We start from the raw sequence: 19665 nt of genomic DNA, 5'->3' as shown, positions 1-19665 counted from the left end.
GCGGATGACCGCCATTTGATCGAGTTCGGACGGAATGCCAATCAGCTCTCACATACCTTCCGTCACACCTATGCGGCAGGACTGACACAAAGCGACGTTGAGCAGGAGATCACGAAGCATCTGCAGCTCTTGCAGGACCGACTCATGGCCGGACCCTATACGGGAGAAGTTCATGTGAGAGGAGTGCACCTTGAGTTTCGAGCCTTTAGATTCGACGACGGCAACATCCACGTGGGACGCATCACCGTACGTTAGCCCGGGTGCGCGAGCCCTCACTCCACGCGAATCAGCGCTGATCACAGCGATGCTCGAAATGCTGCCGGACGGCGCATCGCTGCGGGATCATTTGGCTGACGCTCGTGTCGAGTTCATGAAGGACGGCGGCATGGGTAGCCTTCGTTTTACGGGGCTCGGGCCTCGGAAGATGGATCACGAATTGATCGCCGTGCGTGCAAGGGACGAAGACGGCATGGGGCTCGAGATTTCGCTTAACGTCGATCAGGATGGCGACCTGTTCGAGTTGGATATTTGGCGAGTTGATTTCAAGCCTTTGCTGCGCTTGCCGGAACCTGGAGAACTGAAACGTGCCTGAGAACATCATCGACCTTCGCAGCGACACCGTAACAAAACCCACGCCCGAGATGCGTTCTGCCATGGCCAACGCTGAGGTGGGGGATGACGTCTACAGCGAGGACCCGACGATCAACAAGCTGGAGGCGCGCGCTGCTGAGCTCTTTGGCCGTGAGGCTTCTATCTTTGTGCCGACCGGATCGATGGGCAATCAGATCGCACTGCGTCTGCACACGCAGCCCGGGAGGGAAGTTGTCTGCGAGTCGCGGGCGCATGTGATGGACTGGGAGATGGGCATGGCCGCAATGTTCAGCGGCTGCCAGTTGCGTACGGTCGCCGGGCAGCGCGGTGTTCTGCGCTGGAAGGATATCGAGCCGGCTCTGGCGACATCCGGTCTTTACTACAAGGCACAGACCGGCCTGGTCTGGGTAGAGAACACGCACAACATGGCAGGCGGCACGGTGACGCCGCTGGCCGTCATGCGCGAGTTGCGGAATGGCGCGCACAGCCGCGGCTTGCCCATTCACCTGGATGGTGCGCGAGTGTTTAACGCCGCGACCGCTCTGAAGACCGACGTTGCCACGCTGACGGAGGGCTATGACTCGGTGAACTTTTGCCTGTCGAAGGGCCTGTGCGCGCCGGTGGGATCGCTCCTGGTTGGCACTGCGGAATTCATCCGGGAAGCCCGCATGGTCCGCAAGGCGCTGGGTGGTGGCATGCGGCAGGCGGGCATTCTGGCCGCGGCGGGCTTGATCGCGCTGGAAGAGATGCCGAAGCGTCTGCACGAGGATCACGCCACGGCGAGGCTGCTGGCAGAGGCCTTGGCGAAGATCGAAGGCATCACGATTGATCCAGCAGATGTTGAGACGAACATCGTGATCTTCACCACTGCCTTTGACGCGCCTGCATATGTCGCAGCGCTCAAGCAAAACGGCGTACTTGCCAGTGCCCTGAGCGCCCACAGCGTGCGCCTGGTGACGCATCGCGATGTGGATCAAACCGCCTGCCTGCGTGCATCGGCGATCCTGGCAAATGTTGCGATAGAGGCACATACAGCGGCCTAATGCGTCCGGTGGCGCGTAGACTGGAGGTTCACACTCCATTGACAGACTGCGCTTCGGCGCACTGTTCGACATTCACGCCAACTGCATTGGAATGCAATGGGAAGCGCGGTGAGATTCCGCCACTGCCCCGCAACTGTAATCGCGCTCCTCCGATGCATTGAGGAGACGCGGAGCTTCGAGGCGCCGGTCGTCACTGCGAACAGCGGGAAGGCGAGGTGCGTGGCATTACCGAGGCCCTGCGCAAGCGCGTAAGTCAGGAGACCGATTCCGGTGCTGACAGCAAACCACGCCCCGAGGGGGAGCGTAGGAGATTCAAATGTATTGCATCCCCAGGCGACGCGCGCGCACATGCGTGTGGCTCGCCGCAGTCTTGTCCACCACTACACTTACGGCACACGCCGTCATCATTCGCGGCAGCGTGCGCGATCCGCTGGGCCGGGCCATTCCATCGGCACGCGTGCAGTTAATCAAGGGCACGCAGGTTGTGGCATCGACCGTCACACTGCCGGATGGTTCGTACGAAATTCGCTCTACGGAAGACGGACGCTTCTTGCTGCTGGCAAACGCACAGGCCTTTGCCGTGCAGGTCAGCGAGCCTTTCTATGGCCGGTCGCTGGACGTGGTCTCACGCGATCTGCAAATGACGATCAATCCCGTCCGCAGTGAAGTCACGGTGACGGCCACGGGCGTACCCACGGCGATCGCGCAGACGAGCGGTAGCGTCACGATTATTCCGATGCAGGACCTGAGCACGCGTGTCGACGTGACGCAGGAACTGCGTCTGCAGCCAGGCGTATCGATGGTACAGACCGGCCAGTACGGTGGTGCGACGTCGCTGTTTGTGCGTGGCGGCAACTCGGACGCGAACAAGGTCCTGATCGACGATGTACCCGCGAACGACGTGGGCGGTGTCTTTGACTTTGGCACCGTATCTTCCACGGCAGTGCGCGCGTTGGAGTCACATCGCGGACCGGATAGCGTGCTCTACGGTACGGATGCGCGCGCGGGTGTGGTGCGCTTTGAAACACCGCACGGCACGGCGATTCGGCCGGTGCTTACTTACTCTGGTGACGCGGGAAACTTACACACCTGGCGCAATGAAGCGACGCTCTCCGGTACGTACGGCAAGGCGGATTACTACACGGCCTTCTCGCGCTTCGATACCTCCAACGCGCTGGCCAATGACCGCTATCATTCCGCGACGTCTGCTGCGAACCTGGGCTATAGCTTCACGGGCACTACCAGCATCCGCGGCACAGTTCGCAATGGTGTGTCTGCAACGGGACTGCCGGGCCCCTATGACTTCCAGGGCCTGACGCAGGTGGGTAAGCAGGGCGATCAGAACACGTACATGTCCGGCGTCATCGACGACACGCGTCGAAGCGGCTGGCATAACAGCTTCCGCTACATTGGCGCACGCAAGCGCGAGCAGTCGCAGCAGTTTGCCAGCAACGGCACACCGGATGGCTTCGGCACTTACTACGGCAAGGTTGTGACGATTCGCGGCGCGAATGGCACGTCTGCAACGGGCAGCGCCGTCGTTGGTTACGATCCGTTCCCAACGCGCTATGAACTGGTCTCGAACCGCGATGGACTTGACTACCGGACGGACTACAAGGTCAACGAACACCTTACGGTCATTGGTGGTTTCCGCTTTCAGGATGAGCGTGGCTCGTATCGGTATCCGCTGTTCGGCACCAATCAGCAGGTTGGCCGCAGCAACTACGATTACACGTTGCAGATGCAGGGAAGCGTGGGTCACCGAGTCTTCTATACACTGGGCGGTGCGATCCAGCGCAACTCGCTGTATGGCACTGAGGGCCAGCCGCAGCTTGGGCTTGCTTACTATGCCATTCAGCCTGGTACCGGCTGGTTCCATGGCACGCGTCTGCGTGTGAACTTTGCCAAGGGCGTGCAGGAGCCGAACCTGTCGACGCAGCTCTCATCGCTGTATGCCGCGCTGCAAGGCATCAACGATACGGCGGATATTGCAAAGTTCCGTGTCAGTCCCATTGGCGCACAGCGCAGCCGTACTTACGAAGGTGGCGTAAGTCAGAACATCTATAGCGACCGTGCGATTCTGCACCTCACTTACTTTCACAGTACGTACGGCCGCGGCATCGAGTATGTGTCGACGTCGCTGTACAACCAGTACTTCAACCAGACGCTGCCGCAGGCGCTGTATGGCTTTTATCTGAACTCTCTGTCGACACAGGGGCAGGGCATCGAAGCGGAGCTGCAGTACCAGATGACGCATCGCCTGTTTGTTCGTGCAGGCTACACGTACCTGGATGCTTCGGTGAAGCAGTCCTTCTCAACCGATGCGTTGCAGGCGCTTGGTGGTGCGGCGACCGTAAACCCCAAGTATGCGGGCGTTGCCATCGGTGTCAGTTCGCCGCTGGTGGGTCAGCGTCCGTTCCGGCGCGCGCCGAACACGGGCTTCTTCGTCGTGCAGTACACGGGCAACAAGTTTGGTGCTGCGCTGAAGGGGGCTATGTCCTCGCGGTCGGATGATTCGACGTTTATCGATGCGTTCTCTAGCTCTACCTTCGATAACTCGATGCTGCTGCCGAACCGTAACCTGGCCTATGGCTTTACGAAGCTGGACGCCAGCGTCACCTACCAGTGGCGGCCGTCGATCGGTGTGTTTACGCAGGCTGAGAATCTGCTGAACAACCAGCACATTGGCGCGTTTGGCTATCCAGGCCTTCCGCTGACGGTGCGTGTTGGCCTGAAGGTTCGCTTTCCAGCGGAATAATCCAGTGCTGCCCGGAGAGCCGAAGTAGGCTTACCGGGCAGCATGCCGTATTGGCGTGTAGAAATATCGATCCAAAATTCATGGACGGCGTCTTATCTAGAGAGCCATGTCAGCGGCTTTCAAGGAGTTCGCTATGTTCCGTTCCATGGCAATCACTGCAGGTCTAGTCTGCTGCACCACACTCAGCATGAACGCGCAGCGTTCGGATGCATACACGGAAGGCCCAAAGCCTGTCAGCATCATCGTGCGTGCGGAGAGCAAGGGCGGCGCGCCCACGTTGCAGCCTTCCGATCTCAAGCTGGAGTTCAACGGCAAGACAGTGCCTGTCAGCTCTCTGCAAGCGCTTAGCGTTGGGAACAAGCCCGGTGTGCGCACCGAGGTCGCGCTGCTGATCGACGACGGCCTGCGCTCGAACTTTGGCATCCAGCTTCATGAAGTGGAATCGTTTGTGAAGAACACCGTTTCGCCCACCACCGCGGTCGGCGTTGGCTATATGCGCAATGGTGGCGTTAATTTTCCCCAGGGCTTCAGCACGGAGGCTGAGCAGGAGCTCAAGGCCATCCGTCTCCCCATCTCCATGGCAGGCGTCGACGGCAGCCCATACTTCTGCCTCCAGGATCTGGTGAAGAAGTGGCCCGTACATCCGGGCGTCGCGCGAGTGGTCCTAATGATCACCAGCGGCATCGATCGCTACAACGGATCGGTGAGCCCAATGAATCAGGACAGCCCCTACGTCGCGCAGGCCATTACGGACGCCCAGCGTGCCGGCGTGCCCGTTTATTCGATCTATTACGGCCGTCGCGAGGTGAATGGCAATCTCGCCAGCTTCAGCGGGCAGAGCTATCTGAGCCAGACTGCCGAAGGCACAGGTGGCGAATCACTCAACGGCGGCACTATCAACCCGGTCTCGCTTGAGCCATACTTCCGAAAGTTCGACTCTGAGCTGCGTGAGAGCTATCTGGTTACCTTTCAAACCGGCTCCACCAAACTGCAGCGCGTAAAGGTCAGCTCCAACACCAAGGGCGTCAAGCTACGCGCACAGCAACTGGCAGGCGCAGCCGGCGCCAGATAGGCCTCAAAAGCATAGTTGCAAATGGCAACGCGATTCGTCGCGTTGCCATTTTGTTTGTAGCTTCACTAGTTCTGATAATCCTTACGGATCAGATTCACCGAGACGCGGCTGCGCCATGGACGGCTTTTGCGGTTAGAGTCGATCGACTTATGTGCGATATCAGGCACATAAGTCACACAAAGTGCGGCAGTTGTGTCTTTCTGACGCTGCCGTGTTGCTGCGGGTGAAAATGACGTGCGGAAAGTGCTGCTTGCGGCGCTCGGCGGGTGGCTCACAGTCGCGGTTGTGCCATCACAACTAGAGAATCAGTAACGCCACCACGACAGAGGCCACCATGAGTACTCCGCAGAATCCGCCGAACTATACCTTTCCCATGGCACAGCAGGACGGCAATCGCTACTTTGTTCCGGCCGATAAGACCGACGATGGGGAGATCATCGGCCGGTCCGTGCAGATCATCCGTCAGGACGCTCAGACTCTCTTCGCCATGTGGAGCGATATCGTTTCTATTCCCCTGTGGCAGGAGTATGTCGTTTCTGTAAATCCTGTAAGTGAGCGTGTAAGTCATTGGGTTATGGGTGATCCGGATGATGCCGACGGCAAGCGCGTTGAGTTTGATTCGGAAGTAACAGAGCTCGTCCCGGGTAAGAAGATTGCCTGGCGCTCCATCACCGACGATGTAAAGCAGAGTGGTGTTGTCACCTTTGAAGAGACAGCGCGGGGCACACGCGTCACGCTGGTGCAGGTGGGTAAGGTACCCGCTGGCGCCCTCGGCAATGCGATCGCCGCGACAGCCAAGCGCAGCCCGCGACAGATTGTGACGGAAGATCTGCGTCACTTCAAGCAGTTCGCAGAGACGGGCGAGATTCCTACCGTGAAGGGCCAGCCGCATGGCGATCGCGGCATAAGCGGAACCATCAAGAAGTGGATGTACGGCGAGAACAACCCCACGCCGCCGGGCAGCAGCCAGCAGTAGTCTGCATCGCCCTGGATCTGCGTAAGTCAACCATTTCGAAACACTCGCGACAAGTTAGAAGGAGTACGCAATGAAGGCAGTCTGCTGGATGGGCAAAGAGTCCATGGAGGTCCAGAATGTTCCGGACCCAAAGATCATTAACCCCAAGGACGCAATCATCCGCGTCACGCGTACCGCAATCTGCGGTAGCGATCTGCATCTGTACGGTGGCTTCATCCCGTCGATGGAATCCGGAGACATCCTGGGCCATGAGTTCATGGGCATCGTCGAAGAGGTCGGCAGTGAAGTGAAGAAGTTGAAGCGTGGCGATCGCGTCGTGGTGCCATTCACCATCGCATGCGGTAGCTGCTTCTTCTGCGCAAGCGATCTATGGAGCGTCTGCGATAACACCAACCCCAACGCCCAGGTTGCCGAAACGATGTATGGCTACTCGGGATCAGGTCTCTTCGGCTTCTCGCATCTGTACGGCGGTTACGCCGGGGGACAGGCGCAGTACGCACGCATCCCGTTCGCGGATGTGGGACCCATCAAGATCGAGAGCGACATCCCGGACGAGAAGGTACTCTTCCTTTCGGATATTTTCCCAACCGGCTACCAGGCTGCTGTGAATGCAAACATCAAGCCCGGCGACACGGTCGCTGTTTGGGGTTGCGGTCCCGTGGGGCTCTTCGCCATCGCCAGCGCGTACATGCTGGGCGCAGAGAAGGTCATCGCCATCGATCGCTTCCCAGAGCGTCTCCGCCTCGCAGAGGGTTACTGCGGAGCAACCATCATGGACTACACCGATGAAGGTCTCAGCATCCAGGAAGCGCTGCGGGATATCACTGGCGGCATGGGACCGGACTCCTGTATCGACGCTGTCGGTATGGAAGCACACGCTGCCACGACGGCCGGTCTGTATGACAGTGTGAAGCAGACGTTGATGCTTGAGACGGATCGTCCCATCGTTCTGCGCGAAGCTATTCAGGCCGTGCGCAAGGGCGGAACTATCTCCATCCCTGGCGTCTATGGTGGCGTCCTCGATAAGGTGAACTTTGGTGCAGCGTTCGGCAAGGGTGTCCACATGAACATGGGTCAGACCCACATGCAGGCGCATCTCGCACCGCTACTTGAGCGCATCGAAGCAGGCCAGATCGACCCAAGCTTTATGATCTCGCACCGCATCGGTATCGAGCAGGCACCGGAGATGTACGGCAAGTGGCAGAAGAAGGAAGACCAAGTCACCAAGATCGTGATCGATCCTTGGGCTGACACACTGAACGAAGCTACGCATGGCAAGGTGGTTGCTTAGTTCTTTACACAAAACAAAACAAAAAAGCCTCGAGAATCGTCGGGGCTTTTCTGCGTTTGCATCTCTTCATCTTGTCCAGCTTCAAGCGACATGCGTGCTTTGTAGCGTGAGTTAGTTACGAGGCATCTTGAGCTACAGCATCGCTACGTGCTTTGCTGCTTCATCGCGGTACCGCTGGCCCAGCCCTTGCTCGCTACGATCGCTGACGCTGCCTTGTCGTGTGAGAGCGGTTGGGAGGTGGAAGATCAATGATCGCAGTGATTGCTGGCGTCGGAGGAAAGCTCTTACCGGAAGATCGTAGTACGTCATAACGAAGTAAGAGATTGTCCCGGCGATCAAGAGCACCGAAGGAACGACGAGGGGCTGCAAGGAAGGAAGGCGAAGGAGGAGTGCCTTCACTGCAGGCAAATCAAAAAGAACCATGATGGGGGCATGGATGAGGTATAGAGGGAAGGAAATGTCCCCTAAGAAAGCGCAGACAGGCGCGAGTCTTTTCGATACGTGACAACGCGAGCCGAGATAAACGGTGGCAGGTAGAAGAGAGCTGATCGCGAGTAGCTGAAATAGCTTGGTGCGTAACACTGGATGCGGTGATTGCAGGATCAGCAGTAATGCGATGATGATGCCTAGGGAAGCGAAGATGCTGATCCGATCTGAGAAACTCTTGCGCGGATTCGCACGGGTGTAGCGAAGGATGAGCACTCCGGCGACAAAAGATAGACATACACGAGCGGTGCCGCCGATGAGATGGCCTGCGTTCAAACCCCATCCAACATCAGTGCCCTTGTATTGCGTTGTAAGCCCGATCATCAACGCGAGTGAGACGGCGTAAGTCGCAATGAGAGCCTTGTTGCTGGCGATTTTTTTACGAATGGCTGCAGCGAAGGCAATGTTGACCAGCAACTCGAAAAACATTGACCAGGCGGGGAAGTTCAGCGGGAACAGAAGGTGGCTCTTCCAAACGCCGAAGCCAGGAAGAATCAACGTCTGTAGACCGAAGAGAATCGAGAGGCGACCCACGTCCCCAATCGAAAGAGGGAATTTGACCATCACCAGCAGGAACGAGATGGTTCCCTCGAGCAGGCCAAAGAGATAGATCGGGTAGAGACGAATGAGGCGTGCGCGTAAGAACTGCTTGAAGGTGAGTGACAGCGCCAGGCGCCGTTCATAAGAGAAAGCAATCACAAACCCGGATAAGCAGAAAAAGAAGTCGACCCCAAGGGTTGTGTCGTGCCCAGCTCGCAAGTTGAGATAGGCGGGTGCGTGCAGATAAACGACTAGCACGGAAACAAGGCCGCGGAGCGCATCTAGCAAATGGAAACGGTGATGACCGCCGGGCGTTGGAAGCGGGTTGGATTCTTTCAAACGTAAACTCCCTAAAATGAACAGGAATCACGCTTTTCAGTCGTGACTCCCCACCGAGCATTACCACCCTCTTTGGGTGGAGCCCTCACCTCACGGAGCAGCCAAGGCGGTAGCCCGAAAAATGGCAGCTGGGACCGGCAACCGTGCAGAGGATTTCGGGCACCGCCCTAAACTACAGTAAAAAATTCCTAGTACGGAAAATTATTCCTGGCGTTCAGCCTTGCCCCATAACTAATTCATTTTGTGAAAAAATTAATTCGACACACGAAGGGGCTTGGCAACTTTCGGCGACTGTTATTCATCAGCTCCAAAGCTGTCGCGCGCGAGCTTGTGCCCAATCTGGATGTGGTTTTGTAGGCGTCTGAATTGTCCAGGCCGAAACATGTCGTAAACAAAAGCCCCGGATTGCTCCGGGGCTTTCTGTCTCGTCGCACTTGCGTCTGCGGCTTTGGCCGCGTCCGCTGCATGCAATGCTTTAGTACATGCCGTCCATACCGCCGCCACCGCCGTGGTTGTGGCCGCCGCCTGCCGGTGCCTTCTCCGGGATGTCGGCGATCATGGCTTCCGTCGTCAGCATGAGGCCGGCGATGGAGGCTGCGTTCTGCAGGGCAGTGCGCGTTACCTTGGTGGGATCGATGACACCGGCCGCGACCAGGTCCTCGTACTTGTCGGTGCCTGCGTTGTAACCGAAGGTCATGTCCTTCGACTCGGTGATCTTACCGATCACAACTGCGCCTTCTTCGCCTGCGTTGTAGGCGATCATGCGCAGCGGCTCTTCGATGGCGCGACGGATGATGTTGGCGCCGATCTTCTCGTCACCATCAAGCGTCTTCACCAGCGCGTCCACATCAGGGATGCAGCGGATCAGGGCCACACCGCCACCGGGGACGATGCCTTCTTCGACGGCAGCGCGGGTTGCGTGCATCGCGTCTTCGACGCGTGCTTTCTTTTCCTTCATCTCGGTCTCGGTAGCAGCACCGACCTTGATGACTGCAACGCCGCCAACCAGCTTGGCGAGGCGCTCCTGCAGCTTCTCACGGTCGTAATCCGACGAGGTCTTCTCAACCTGCGAACGGATCTCGCGCACGCGACCGTCGATGTCGGCTTCCTTGCCGGCGCCGTCGATGATGGTGGTGTTGTCCTTGTCGATGGTCACGCGCTTCGCGGTGCCCAGGTCCTCGATCTTCACGGACTCCAGCTTGATGCCGAGGTCTTCCGTGATGGCCTTGCCACCGGTCAGGATGGCGATGTCGCCCAGCATTGCCTTGCGGCGATCGCCGAAGCCAGGTGCCTTCACAGCAGCGACGTTCAGCGTGCCACGCAGCTTGTTGACGACGAGCGTTGCGAGAGCCTCACCATCAACATCTTCCGCGATGATGACGAGTGCCTTGCCGGTGCGAGCGATCTGCTCCAGCAGGGGAAGGATGTCCTTCATGGACGAGACCTTCTTCTCATAGATGAGGATGTATGGATCCTCAAAGGCAGCTTCCATGCGCTCTGCGTCGGTGACGAAGTAGGGCGACAGGTAACCGCGGTCGAACTGCATGCCTTCGACGACGTCGAGCTGGGTCTCCATGCTCTTCGCCTCTTCGACGGTGATGACGCCGTCCTTGCCAACCTTCTTCATCGCTTCGGCAATGATGGTGCCGATCTGCGAATCCGAGTTAGCCGAGATGGTGCCGACCTGAGCGATCATGTCGCCAGAGACGGGCTTGGAGAACTTGGACAGGGCGCCGCCCTGAACCACACCGTCGTTGTCGCGAACGCCGATGATGGCTGCAACAGCCTTATCGATGCCGCGCTTCAGTGCCATGGGGTTTGCACCGGCAGCAACCGTCTTCACGCCCTCGCGGAAGATAGCCTGTGCCAGAACGGTTGCAGTGGTCGTACCGTCGCCGGCAACGTCCGAGGTCTTGGAAGCAACTTCCTTGACCATCTGTGCGCCCATGTTCTCGAGCGAGTTCGCCAGCTCGATTTCCTTGGCGACGGTAACGCCGTCCTTGGTGATGGTCGGCGAACCGAACTTCTTCTCGATGACAACGTTACGGCCCTTGGGTCCGAGGGTCACCTTGACGGCGTCCGCCAGGACGTTCACGCCGCGGAGGATAGCCTGACGGGAATCTTCACCGTGCAGAATTTGCTTTGCCATTATGTTTTCCTTTGTTCGCGCTCACGAAGAGCTGCGGTTGATTGCGGAGTTCTGAAAACCCATGTCTCAGAAGCGAGACATGGGGCACCCGAGTTCGGGGCAATGGTTACTTGAGGATTCCGAGGACTTCTTCTTCGCGCATGATCAGCAGATCTTCGCCTTCCAGCTTGATCTCGGTGCCGGAGTACTTGCCGAAGAGGACCGTGTCGCCAGCCTTGACGTCGAGCGGGAATACCTTGCCCTCGTCATTGCTCTTACCCTTGCCGACGCTGATAACTGTGCCCTGCTGGGGCTTTTCCTTCGCAGAATCGGGGATGATGATCCCGCCGCGAAGTGTTTCGCCTTCTTCCAGGCGACGGACCAGGATGCGGTCGTGCAGCGGTGTGAATGTCGATGCCATGGTTCTTCGTTCTCCTTGATGTGTGGGTGGGCGGTAGGGCGTTTTAGCACTCCGCCGCTCCGATTGCTAATGTACGGCGGTGGCCTAGTGAGAGTCAAGACTGCTCAATGAAATATGAGTGAATGTCGCTCAAGGTCGTCTGTAAACGTCAAGCAGCGTCAAAAGACGACTTCAGTTTGTGACTGCTCGGAGACAGGCGAGCGCCTGCGGCGGTAGAATGCACCCATGCAGTTCCGCCGTTCGCTTCTCGTCTCCGTTGCAAGTGTTGTTACCCTGGCCGCCACGCTGGCCCCTGCGCAGTCGGAGCGCCACGGCCGCAAGTACAAGGCGCCGCCCGAGACCAGCCACCTTGAGATTCTGGTAGTCAAGGACACGAACGGCAAGATCCTTGAGAACGCTGCCGTCATCTTCCATCCCACGAAGGATGGCAACGACGAGGGCAATCTCGAGATCAAGTCCGGCACAGACGGCAAGGCTTTCATCGACATCATTCCGACCGGCTCGCAGGTGGGCATTCAGGTCATTGCGAATGGCTTTACGACCTACGCCGGAACGATCCTGCTGGATGGGCCTTCGAAGCAGTTGACGGTACGCATGAAGCGGCCGACGACGCAGGTCTCTGCGTATGGTGAGAACGAAGCCAAGGACATGAACCGCAGCGTCGGCGTTCAGGAGCCCATTCGCAATACGGGCCCGTCTTCGACGCCGAAGCCGCTGCCGGCCACAGCACCTGTGATCAAACTGCCCTCGCTGCCGAAGAACGCGAAGGCCAAGGGTGATTCGACCGTGGTACCCGCCGACCATAACGTCACTCCGGCGCCTGCAGCACCGGCCAAGATGCCGAATAAGACCTCGAGCGATACCACGCCTGCCAGCGACGGCTCGCCCGGTACCTCCTCTCCTTCGAACTAAGCATGAGCAACATACTGTGGGGCCGACGTGCACTCGTCACAGGCGGCGTCCGGCGGCTGGGACGTGCGTTCGCCGTGGCTCTCGCGGCCGCGGGAGCGAACGTCGTTGTGACCTCACGCTCGCTGGATGCGGAGTCTGCCGCGGTCGTCCAGGAACTCACAGATCTCGGAGTCCGCGCGCACGCCGTCGCGTGCGATGTGCGCTCGCCGGATGCTGTCATCAGCGCGGTCGCACAGGCGGTGGAGTTTCTTGGCGACCTGGACCTGCTGATTAACAACGCCGGTATGTTTGAGTCGGCACCGCTAGAGGCACTGTCGCCAGAGCAGTGGGACGACGCCTACGCGGTCAACGCTCGCGGTCCATTCCTGGTGGCGCAGGCGGCCTTGCAGCATCTGCGTGCCAGCGGTCATGGCAGGATCATCAACATCGGCTCGCTCGGTGGCATGAAGCCATGGATCACGCACGGGCACTACTGCGCCAGCAAGGCCGCGCTGCATATGCTGTCGCAGACGATGGCGAAGGCATGGGCACCGGAGGTCAGCGTGAATTGCGTCGCGCCCGGCATGATCCGTTTGCCGGACGAGCCGGAGCGGCTGGCAGGGAAGACGCCCATGGGACGCGATGGATCCCCGGAGGACGTAGTAGCAGCCGTAATGTTCTTCGCCGCCGCGCCGGAGTTCATCACGGGACAGGTGATGGCGGTCGATGGTGGCCTGAGTCTCATCTGAGCCGACTGGGCCAGAGCGCAGACTTACGGCGTGGCTCGCTGGGCCTGGAAGAGATGAATGAATGCGTATTGCAGAAGCATGATCGTCTTGCCATCTTCAATCTCTCCGCTGTCGATTGCAGCCATGGCCTTTTCGAACGGTAGCTCCAGAACTTCGATATCCTCACCTTCTTCGTGATTGCCTCCACCCAGTGTGGCCCGGGACCCACTCCCGTATTCAGCGACAAAGAAGTAGAGTCGTTCCGTGACAGATCCCGGACTCATGAACGCTTCGAAGACCCTGCGGACATGCGACACACGGTAGCCAGTCTCCTCTTCGGCTTCTGCGCGAATTCGATCTTCGGGACTTGCCTGATCAAGCAGGCCCGCAGCCGTTTCGATCAGCATGCCGGAGTGACCATTGACGTAGGCAGGAAAGCGAAACTGGCGCGTGAGCACGACCGTCCTTCGCTCCAGGTTGTAGAGCAGAATGGTCGCTCCGTTCCCTCTGTCATACGTTTCGCGGCTCTGCTGCTGCCAGCTCCCGTCCCTGCGAAGTAGTTCGAAGGTCGTCTTTTTCAGAACGTACCAATCGTCGGAGAGGGTCTCGACCGCCTTGATCCGTACCTTTTCGTTTGCCGTATTCACCGCCGCTTGGTGACTCATACGTTGACCGTAACGTGCAGTTTCATGCAGAGTCAAGTAATATCGTGCAAGAGAGAGCGAATGCTCACGACGCATCGAAAACAGCAGATTATCCAGATTCTCACGCAAGAGGGGCAGGTCGTTGCGAAAGACCTGAGCCAGTCTATGAACGTCTCCGAAGACACCATTCGCCGGGATTTGCGCGAACTTGCACGAGAGGGGCTACTCCAGCGGGTCCACGGTGGCGCACTGCCGGCTTCGCCCGCCGTCGCTGACTTCGCCGGTCGCGAACAGCTCAGGCATGAAGGGAAGATTGCCATCGGTATCGCGGCAGCGGCGATGATTCAGCCAGGCCAGGTCGCGATCCTTGATGGAGGAACGACCTCTCGCGAGATTGCGCGGCATCTACCGCTCGACCTCAAAGCCACCATCGTGACCCATAGTCCGACCATTGCGCTTGAGCTGGTGAACCACGGAGGCGTCGAAGTGATTCTGATCGGCGGTCGCTTCTTTAAGCATTCCGTGGTCGCGGTCGGGGCATCTGCTGTCGAGGCCATCAGTAAGATTCACGCCGACATCTTCTTCATGGGCGTCACCGGTGTTCACCCGAAGGTCGGACTCACAACCGGCGACTACGAGGAAGCCGCCGTGAAACGCGCCTTGAGTCGGGCTTCTGCCGAGACAGTGGTTCTTGCTTCTGCTGAGAAGCTGAACGCCGCCTCGGCTTACGAAGTGGTCGGCCTTGCCGACATAAACGGCATCATCGTGGAACGTAGCGTGGACGAGGCGTTGGTCGAACCCTACGCGAAGCGCGGCATTACCATTACCCGCGCATAGCGGATCGTTATGCGCTGATGGCCGAGGGCGGGCGATCGTTAGTTCGCGACGATCTCTTCTTCCAGCTGCTGCTTCTCAAACAGCTCCGAGTAGTAGCCACCGCTGGCAAGCAGTTCGTCGTGCGTGCCGATCTGCGTGATGCGACCGTTGATCAGGACCGCGATCCGGTCGGCGCTGCGTGCGGTCGAGACGCGATGCGCGATCAGGATTGTTGTGCGGTCTGTCATCACCTCGCGCAGTCCGCGCAGAATCTGCTCTTCCGTATACGTGTCTACGGAGGCAAGTGCGTCATCCAGGATCAGGATGCGCGGATCGCGCATGATTGCTCGCGCGATCGACGTCCGTTGCTTCTGGCCACCGGAAAGCGTTACGCCGCGTTCGCCCACCAGCGTATCGAAGCCATGGGGGAATTCAAGGATCTCGTTCGCGATGTGTGCGACGGTTGCGGCGCGTTCGATCTCCGCGTCCGTGGCTGACTCGACGCCGAAGGCGATGTTGTCGCGGATGCTGGTCGAGAAGAGGAACGTCTCCTGTGGCACAAAGCCGATGGAGCGGCGCAGGGCCGTCAGCGGCCACTCGCGGATGGGCAGACCATCCACGAAGACTTCGCCCGCAGGCGCGTCCAGCAGTCGCGGAATCAGGTTCACCAGCGTCGACTTGCCCGAGCCGGTCGGCCCGACAATCGCAAGGGAGCTGCCTGCCGGGATCGACAGGTTCACATCCTCCAGGATGCGCGGGCCGTCGCCATAGCCGAAGGTCAGGTTGCGGAACTCGATGTCGCCGCGTGGCACAGCGTCAATGGGTATGGACAGGCCACTCTCGTCCTTGATCGACGGCTCCCAGCGCAGCAGCTCGTCGATACGCACGACCGATGCGGTGCCGCGCTGAAAGAGGTTGATGACGTAGCCAAGCGCCAGCATTGGGAAGGTAAGCTGCACCATGAAGACCATGTACTCCGCGAACTGCCCGGCGGAGATGCGGCCCCCAACCACTTCGCGGCCGCCGACCAGCAAGGTCAGCATGATCGACATGCCCAGCACAAACTCAAGCGTGGGCCACAGCATGGCCATAATGCGGACAAGAAACAGTGACCGGCGGATGTACTCACGGTTCGCCGTTTCGAAGGACTTGATCTCCGCCTCTTCCTGCGCAAAGGCGCGGACCAGGCGGGCACCGCTGAAGTTCTCCTGCGCCTTGGCGCTGATCTCCGAGAACATGGCCTGGATCCGCTCAAAGCGTGAGTGGATCTTGCGGCCCATCAGCTGCACGACGACGGAAGCGATCGGCAACGGCAGGAACGCAAACAGCGTCAGCCGGCTGGAGATGTGCAGCATGAACGGCAGCGCCGCCGCCGTAAAGACAACGGTGTTGGCGGAGTACATGATTGCCGGGCCAAGCAGTTGTCGAACCGCATTCAGATCGTTCGTCGCACGGGCCATGATGTCGCCCGTACGGTGCTGGTGGAAGAACGAAAGCGACTGCTTCTCAAGGTTGCCGAACATGTCATTGCGCAGATCGAACTCGATCTCGCGGCTGGCGCCAATGATGATCCATCGCGTGGCATACAGGCACACCGCCGCAACGGCAGCGACGGCGATCAACAGAAAGACCGTACGCGTGATGACCGACTCCGCGCCGTGGTGGACGATGCCATCCACGGCGCGGCCGATCAGCAACGGCATCACGATCTTCGAGCTGTTATAAAGCAGCACCGCGACTGCGCCCTGCGCCAGTTGGGCGCGGTATCGCTTCAGGTAGGGACGCAGTGGGTTCAGCTTTTCCAGCATGGTTGTTCCTGTTCTATTCCGGGTGATCTTCCGGCTTGGCCGCCGGGTTCGCGCCGGGTTGCGGTGTTAAGGGTGCAGACTCAGGCGTCGGCGGCTCAAAATGCGAGCCCGTAACGGGCTGCTGCGTATTGCCCTGACCGACCAGCTCCACGTCGAAGACCAGGTCAGCCTTCTCTGGGATATCGGGCGGATGCCCCGCAGCACCATAAGCAAGCTGGTACGGGATGATAAGGCGGCGCTTGCCACCGACATGCATGCCTTCAAAGCCCGTGTCCCAGCCGGAGATCACACGCTTCAGGCCGATCGGAAAGACGATGGGCTGGCCGCGGTCGACGGACGAATCGAACTTCTTACCGTCAAGGGTCCAACCGGTGTAATGCACGGTGTAGAAGACCACGTTGGACGGCGGCGTCGACGGGCGAGCCAGTTCGCCGTCGCCAATCTTTGTGTCGATGTACTTCAGTGCGTACAGCGGCGCCGGCGTGCCGGTGACAGCGGGCATCGTGCCGACAGCGGCAGTGCCTTCAGTTGCTTTGGGATCGGGCATGGTCGTCCTTGGAACGTGAGCGGTCAGCCGGTGTGTCGCGGTAGAGCTCTTCGCGGCGCCGGGCTTCGCGGTGGTGGTTGCGGGCTTCGGGGCGGTCTGTGCGGTCGCTGCCATGGCAATCGTTGCGAGCAGCGCTGGTGCAAGGTTTCGCATGAACAATCCTCGCATTTGATTCTACGAGTGGTCTGCACGATGCGGCGAAACCGCGATCAGGTCTGCGCTTTCAGCAGCAGATACCCACCCGCCATGCCAAACAGCAGGTCCGGCGACCACGCCGCCAGCATCGGCGGAAGCGCATTCACATTCCCCATCGCCTCAAAAACACTGGCAATCACCGTGTAAGCCACGGCCATGCCGATGGCCGTGGCAATACCCGCCAGCGACCCGCGTTTGCCCATCGTCAAAGCGAACGGCACCGCGAAGATCGCCATCACCAGCGTGATCAGCGGATACGCCAGCTTGCGGTTGAGCTGCACACGCAGCCGCATGGTGTCGAAGCCGCTCTGCTGCAGGTCCGTGATGTACTTGTCCAGCTCGCCAAAGCTCATCTCCTGCGACTGCCGCGTCTCCTTCTTGAAGTAGGAGGGCTGCTCGCGGATCTCGGGGAAGACGGAAAGCGCAAACGGTTTGTAGTCGGAGATGGCTTCGCCCTGGAAGTCGCGTTCCCAGCCACTCTCCAACACCCATTGCTGCGTCTTCTGTTCCCAGTGCGCAGAGCTGGCAAAGATACGGCGGCTCAGGTGGAAGCTGCCCGGCTGGAACTCGAAGACCGTCAGGTTCGCGAAGACGTTCTTATCCGGATCGAAGAACTGGTAGTAAAAGATGCGCGCCGGCTCGCCCACCGTGTCCTGCTGTCCGCTGATCCACTTGCGATCAGGCCGCAGGAAGGTCTGTGCGGGCTTTCCCTTGATCTCCGATCGCAGTGACTCCTGCCGGCGATTGGCGTTTGGCAGATAGAAATCGCCAAAGGCGTACAGTCCGACGGCAAGAATACTTGCGATCAGCAGCAGAGGCGCGATCAGCCGGTACAGGCTCACGCCGCTGGCCTTCATGGCCGTCAACTCGCTGGTCCGCGAAAGGGAACCGAGCGTCACCAGAACACCCAGCAGCGCGCACAGCGGCGTCAGGTTGTAGAGCATGTACGGGATCAGGTTCAGCAGGTAGTCGCCGACGGTGATCAGCGGCGTGCGGTTGCGGAAGATGTCGCCGATCAGTTCGAAGAAGTTGAAGATGATCGAGATCGCGACGAACGAGACCAGCACCAGCGCAAAGGTCGACAGGAACTGGCGCATGACGTAGTCGTCAAAGATCAGCGGGAAGCGGTTGTTGCGCAGTGGTCGATAGCTTGCCGGACGCTCACGCTTCGCAGCCTGTGCTGCGGCGTTCGACGAGCGGAAGCGGGCGGGCAGACGCCGTTCGACCCAGAGGCCCACCGGTGAGAGCGCACGTACCAGGGCCGTTCCGCGCATCCCGACATCGCCGCGGGCCATCTGCCGCAGCAGCAGGAAACCCACGATGGAGAAGACAATGTTGGCAATCCACACGCCGATGCCTGCCGGCAGTTTGCCCTGCTTCGCCATGGCCACGCCGACGCTCGAAAAGAAGTAGTAGACGAAGACCAGCGCCACCGTCAGCACAAAGCCGGTGCTCTTGCCGCCGCGGCGGGACGACAGACCAAGCGGCACGCCCACCAGCATCAGCACAATACATGCGACCGGATAGCTGATGCGCTTATGGAGCTCGATCATGTAGACGCGACCCTGTGGCTCAAAGCGGCGATGCCACAGCTCGGCGAACGACATCGCGACCAGCGGCGTGTCCGCGTGGCCCAGCTTCAGGTCTTCCTGCGCGCCCGTCTGGATGGGTGTGTCCGTCTCCGTAAAGGTGGAGATGTCGTACTGGTTCGGGTCCTTGGGCGAGATCTCGTGCTTCGATCCATCGCGGAAGTGGAGCCGGAGCGACGCGCTCGGGCCGGGCACGACAACAGCCTGTTCAGCCGTGGTGATCGAGGGCGCCGCAGGCTCCGTCAGATCGGCCAGAAAGACGTGGCGCCACAGCGTCGCGCCCTGAGCCGGACGCGTGTCCTGCACGTACAGAACGTAGTTCTTGAAGTCCTCGTAGAAGACGCGCGGCTGCACTTCAAAGCTTGCCTGCTGCGTCTTCAGGGATGATTCCAGGCGCAACAACGCGGCTGCCGACTTCGGTGCAACATACATCGAATTGAACAGGCCAACCAGCAGCGCAGCAACCGCCGCATACGAGACGACGCCCACAAACTGCATCACGCCAAAGCCTGCAGCCCGCATGGCCGTGACTTCGCTGTCTGCCGAAAGCCGCGAAAGACCAAGCAGGATACCGACCAGCACCGTCATCGGAATGGTCAGGATCAGCGTCGTCGGCAGCGTGTAGAAGAAGACCAGCATCACCGAATGCAGCGACGCGGAGCCGCGCACCAGCAGCTCAAGGATGCGCCCCAGGTCGCGCATGAAGAGCACAAACGTAAACAGCACACCGCCCAGCACCGCGTGCGACAGCACTTCGCGCAAAATGTAACGCGTCAGAATTCGCACGGTGTCAACGGTTCCT

The 19665-nt window shown here is 59.6% G+C and carries 17 protein-coding genes and 1 riboswitch; of the genes, 10 read left to right on the top strand and 7 right to left on the bottom strand.

Going from position 1 to position 19665, the window contains the following annotated elements; translation table 11 throughout:
- Nucleotides 1-15 precede the first annotated feature (15 nt).
- The 7 genes from TERRO_RS22130 (at nucleotide 16) to TERRO_RS13085 (ending at nucleotide 7731) form a co-directional block, all read left to right on the top strand.
- Nucleotides 16-255 (top strand): hypothetical protein, encoded by a 240-nt coding sequence (locus TERRO_RS22130; protein ID WP_014786137.1) that lies wholly within the window; start codon nucleotides 16-18, stop codon nucleotides 253-255.
- Complete coding sequence (locus tag TERRO_RS13110) at nucleotides 191-592, top strand: DUF6984 family protein (RefSeq protein ID WP_425358491.1); 402 nt, start codon at nucleotides 191-193, stop codon at nucleotides 590-592. The genes TERRO_RS22130 and TERRO_RS13110 overlap by 65 nt, the downstream gene beginning before the upstream one ends.
- On the top strand, nucleotides 585-1634 hold the full coding sequence (locus TERRO_RS13105; protein WP_014786135.1) for a threonine aldolase family protein: 1050 nt from the start codon (nucleotides 585-587) through the stop codon (nucleotides 1632-1634). The genes TERRO_RS13110 and TERRO_RS13105 overlap by 8 nt, the downstream gene beginning before the upstream one ends.
- 45 nt (nucleotides 1635-1679) lie before the next feature.
- Nucleotides 1680-1920: riboswitch (cobalamin riboswitch) on the top strand.
- 30 nt (nucleotides 1921-1950) lie between these two features.
- On the top strand, nucleotides 1951-4392 hold the full coding sequence (locus tag TERRO_RS13100; protein ID WP_014786134.1) for a TonB-dependent receptor: 2442 nt from the start codon (nucleotides 1951-1953) through the stop codon (nucleotides 4390-4392).
- Between the two features lie 133 nt (nucleotides 4393-4525).
- Nucleotides 4526-5464, top strand: coding sequence for a vWA domain-containing protein (locus TERRO_RS13095; RefSeq protein WP_014786133.1), 939 nt, complete (start codon nucleotides 4526-4528; stop codon nucleotides 5462-5464).
- 334 nt (nucleotides 5465-5798) lie between these two features.
- Complete coding sequence (locus TERRO_RS13090) at nucleotides 5799-6440, top strand: SRPBCC family protein (RefSeq protein WP_014786132.1); 642 nt, start codon at nucleotides 5799-5801, stop codon at nucleotides 6438-6440.
- Between the two features lie 70 nt (nucleotides 6441-6510).
- Complete coding sequence (locus TERRO_RS13085) at nucleotides 6511-7731, top strand: zinc-dependent alcohol dehydrogenase (protein WP_014786131.1); 1221 nt, start codon at nucleotides 6511-6513, stop codon at nucleotides 7729-7731.
- Nucleotides 7732-7863: 132 nt separating this feature from the next.
- Here the strand turns inward: TERRO_RS13085 and TERRO_RS13080 are convergent, their stop codons facing one another.
- The 3 genes from TERRO_RS13080 to TERRO_RS13070 all read right to left on the bottom strand — a co-directional run bounded on the left by TERRO_RS13080 (nucleotide 7864) and on the right by TERRO_RS13070 (nucleotide 11645).
- Nucleotides 7864-9096 (bottom strand): acyltransferase family protein, encoded by a 1233-nt coding sequence (locus TERRO_RS13080; RefSeq protein WP_014786130.1) that lies wholly within the window; start codon nucleotides 9094-9096, stop codon nucleotides 7864-7866.
- Between the two features lie 475 nt (nucleotides 9097-9571).
- Nucleotides 9572-11245, bottom strand: a complete 1674-nt coding sequence (groL, locus tag TERRO_RS13075; protein WP_014786183.1) for a chaperonin GroEL — start codon at nucleotides 11243-11245, stop codon at nucleotides 9572-9574.
- Between the two features lie 106 nt (nucleotides 11246-11351).
- Nucleotides 11352-11645 carry a co-chaperone GroES gene (locus tag TERRO_RS13070; protein ID WP_014786129.1) on the bottom strand — a complete coding sequence of 98 codons (294 nt, stop codon included), beginning with the start codon at nucleotides 11643-11645 and terminating at the stop codon, nucleotides 11352-11354.
- A gap of 225 nt (nucleotides 11646-11870) precedes the next feature.
- Here TERRO_RS13070 and TERRO_RS13065 point away from each other — a divergent pair, with 225 nt between their 5' ends.
- Both TERRO_RS13065 and TERRO_RS13060 read left to right on the top strand, forming a co-directional pair.
- Nucleotides 11871-12557, top strand: a complete 687-nt coding sequence (locus TERRO_RS13065; protein WP_014786128.1) for a hypothetical protein — start codon at nucleotides 11871-11873, stop codon at nucleotides 12555-12557.
- 2 nt (nucleotides 12558-12559) lie between these two features.
- A complete protein-coding gene (locus TERRO_RS13060; RefSeq protein ID WP_014786182.1) occupies nucleotides 12560-13285 on the top strand; it encodes an SDR family NAD(P)-dependent oxidoreductase in 726 nt (241 codons plus the stop codon).
- Between the two features lie 23 nt (nucleotides 13286-13308).
- On the opposite strand, the gene TERRO_RS13055 is transcribed toward TERRO_RS13060, so the two are convergent.
- On the bottom strand, nucleotides 13309-13929 hold the full coding sequence (locus TERRO_RS13055) for an NUDIX domain-containing protein (RefSeq protein WP_014786127.1): 621 nt from the start codon (nucleotides 13927-13929) through the stop codon (nucleotides 13309-13311).
- A 60-nt stretch (nucleotides 13930-13989) separates the two neighbouring features.
- On the opposite strand from TERRO_RS13055, the gene TERRO_RS13050 reads away from it, so the two are divergent.
- Nucleotides 13990-14745, top strand: a complete 756-nt coding sequence (locus TERRO_RS13050; RefSeq protein WP_014786126.1) for a DeoR/GlpR family DNA-binding transcription regulator — start codon at nucleotides 13990-13992, stop codon at nucleotides 14743-14745.
- A gap of 38 nt (nucleotides 14746-14783) precedes the next feature.
- Here TERRO_RS13050 and TERRO_RS13045 read toward each other — a convergent pair whose 3' ends face one another.
- Genes TERRO_RS13045 through lptG form a run of 3 tightly spaced genes read right to left on the bottom strand, consistent with a single transcriptional unit; the run spans nucleotide 14784 to nucleotide 19649 of the window.
- Nucleotides 14784-16532: an ABC transporter ATP-binding protein gene (locus tag TERRO_RS13045; protein ID WP_014786125.1), complete on the bottom strand. Its 1749-nt coding sequence runs from the start codon at nucleotides 16530-16532 to the stop codon at nucleotides 14784-14786.
- 13 nt (nucleotides 16533-16545) lie between these two features.
- Entirely contained in the window at nucleotides 16546-17232 is a 687-nt protein-coding gene (locus TERRO_RS22125) for an FKBP-type peptidyl-prolyl cis-trans isomerase (protein WP_014786124.1), read from the bottom strand.
- 56 nt (nucleotides 17233-17288) lie between these two features.
- Nucleotides 17289-19649 carry an LPS export ABC transporter permease LptG gene (gene lptG / locus TERRO_RS13035; RefSeq protein ID WP_014786181.1) on the bottom strand — a complete coding sequence of 787 codons (2361 nt, stop codon included), beginning with the start codon at nucleotides 19647-19649 and terminating at the stop codon, nucleotides 17289-17291.
- Between the last annotated feature and the right edge of the window lie 16 nt (nucleotides 19650-19665).

It is taken from the genome of Terriglobus roseus DSM 18391 (assembly GCF_000265425.1).
In the GTDB taxonomy this organism is placed as follows: domain Bacteria; phylum Acidobacteriota; class Terriglobia; order Terriglobales; family Acidobacteriaceae; genus Terriglobus; species Terriglobus roseus.
This window is presented reverse-complemented; position numbering and strand designations above follow the sequence as displayed.

Coding starts and splice junctions, on each gene's coding strand:
- TERRO_RS13050 (WP_014786126.1), top strand. CDS start 13,990: ATGCTCACGACGCATCGAAAACAGCAGATTATCCAGATTCTCACGCAA.
- TERRO_RS13060 (WP_014786182.1), top strand. CDS start 12,560: ATGAGCAACATACTGTGGGGCCGACGTGCACTCGTCACAGGCGGCGTC.
- TERRO_RS13065 (WP_014786128.1), top strand. CDS start 11,871: ATGCAGTTCCGCCGTTCGCTTCTCGTCTCCGTTGCAAGTGTTGTTACC.
- TERRO_RS13090 (WP_014786132.1), top strand. CDS start 5,799: ATGAGTACTCCGCAGAATCCGCCGAACTATACCTTTCCCATGGCACAG.
- TERRO_RS13100 (WP_014786134.1), top strand. CDS start 1,951: ATGTATTGCATCCCCAGGCGACGCGCGCGCACATGCGTGTGGCTCGCC.
- groL (WP_014786183.1), bottom strand. CDS start 11,245: ATGGCAAAGCAAATTCTGCACGGTGAAGATTCCCGTCAGGCTATCCTC.
- TERRO_RS22125 (WP_014786124.1), bottom strand. CDS start 17,232: ATGCGAAACCTTGCACCAGCGCTGCTCGCAACGATTGCCATGGCAGCG.
- TERRO_RS13055 (WP_014786127.1), bottom strand. CDS start 13,929: ATGAGTCACCAAGCGGCGGTGAATACGGCAAACGAAAAGGTACGGATC.
- TERRO_RS13045 (WP_014786125.1), bottom strand. CDS start 16,532: ATGCTGGAAAAGCTGAACCCACTGCGTCCCTACCTGAAGCGATACCGC.
- TERRO_RS13070 (WP_014786129.1), bottom strand. CDS start 11,645: ATGGCATCGACATTCACACCGCTGCACGACCGCATCCTGGTCCGTCGC.
- TERRO_RS13085 (WP_014786131.1), top strand. CDS start 6,511: ATGAAGGCAGTCTGCTGGATGGGCAAAGAGTCCATGGAGGTCCAGAAT.
- TERRO_RS13095 (WP_014786133.1), top strand. CDS start 4,526: ATGTTCCGTTCCATGGCAATCACTGCAGGTCTAGTCTGCTGCACCACA.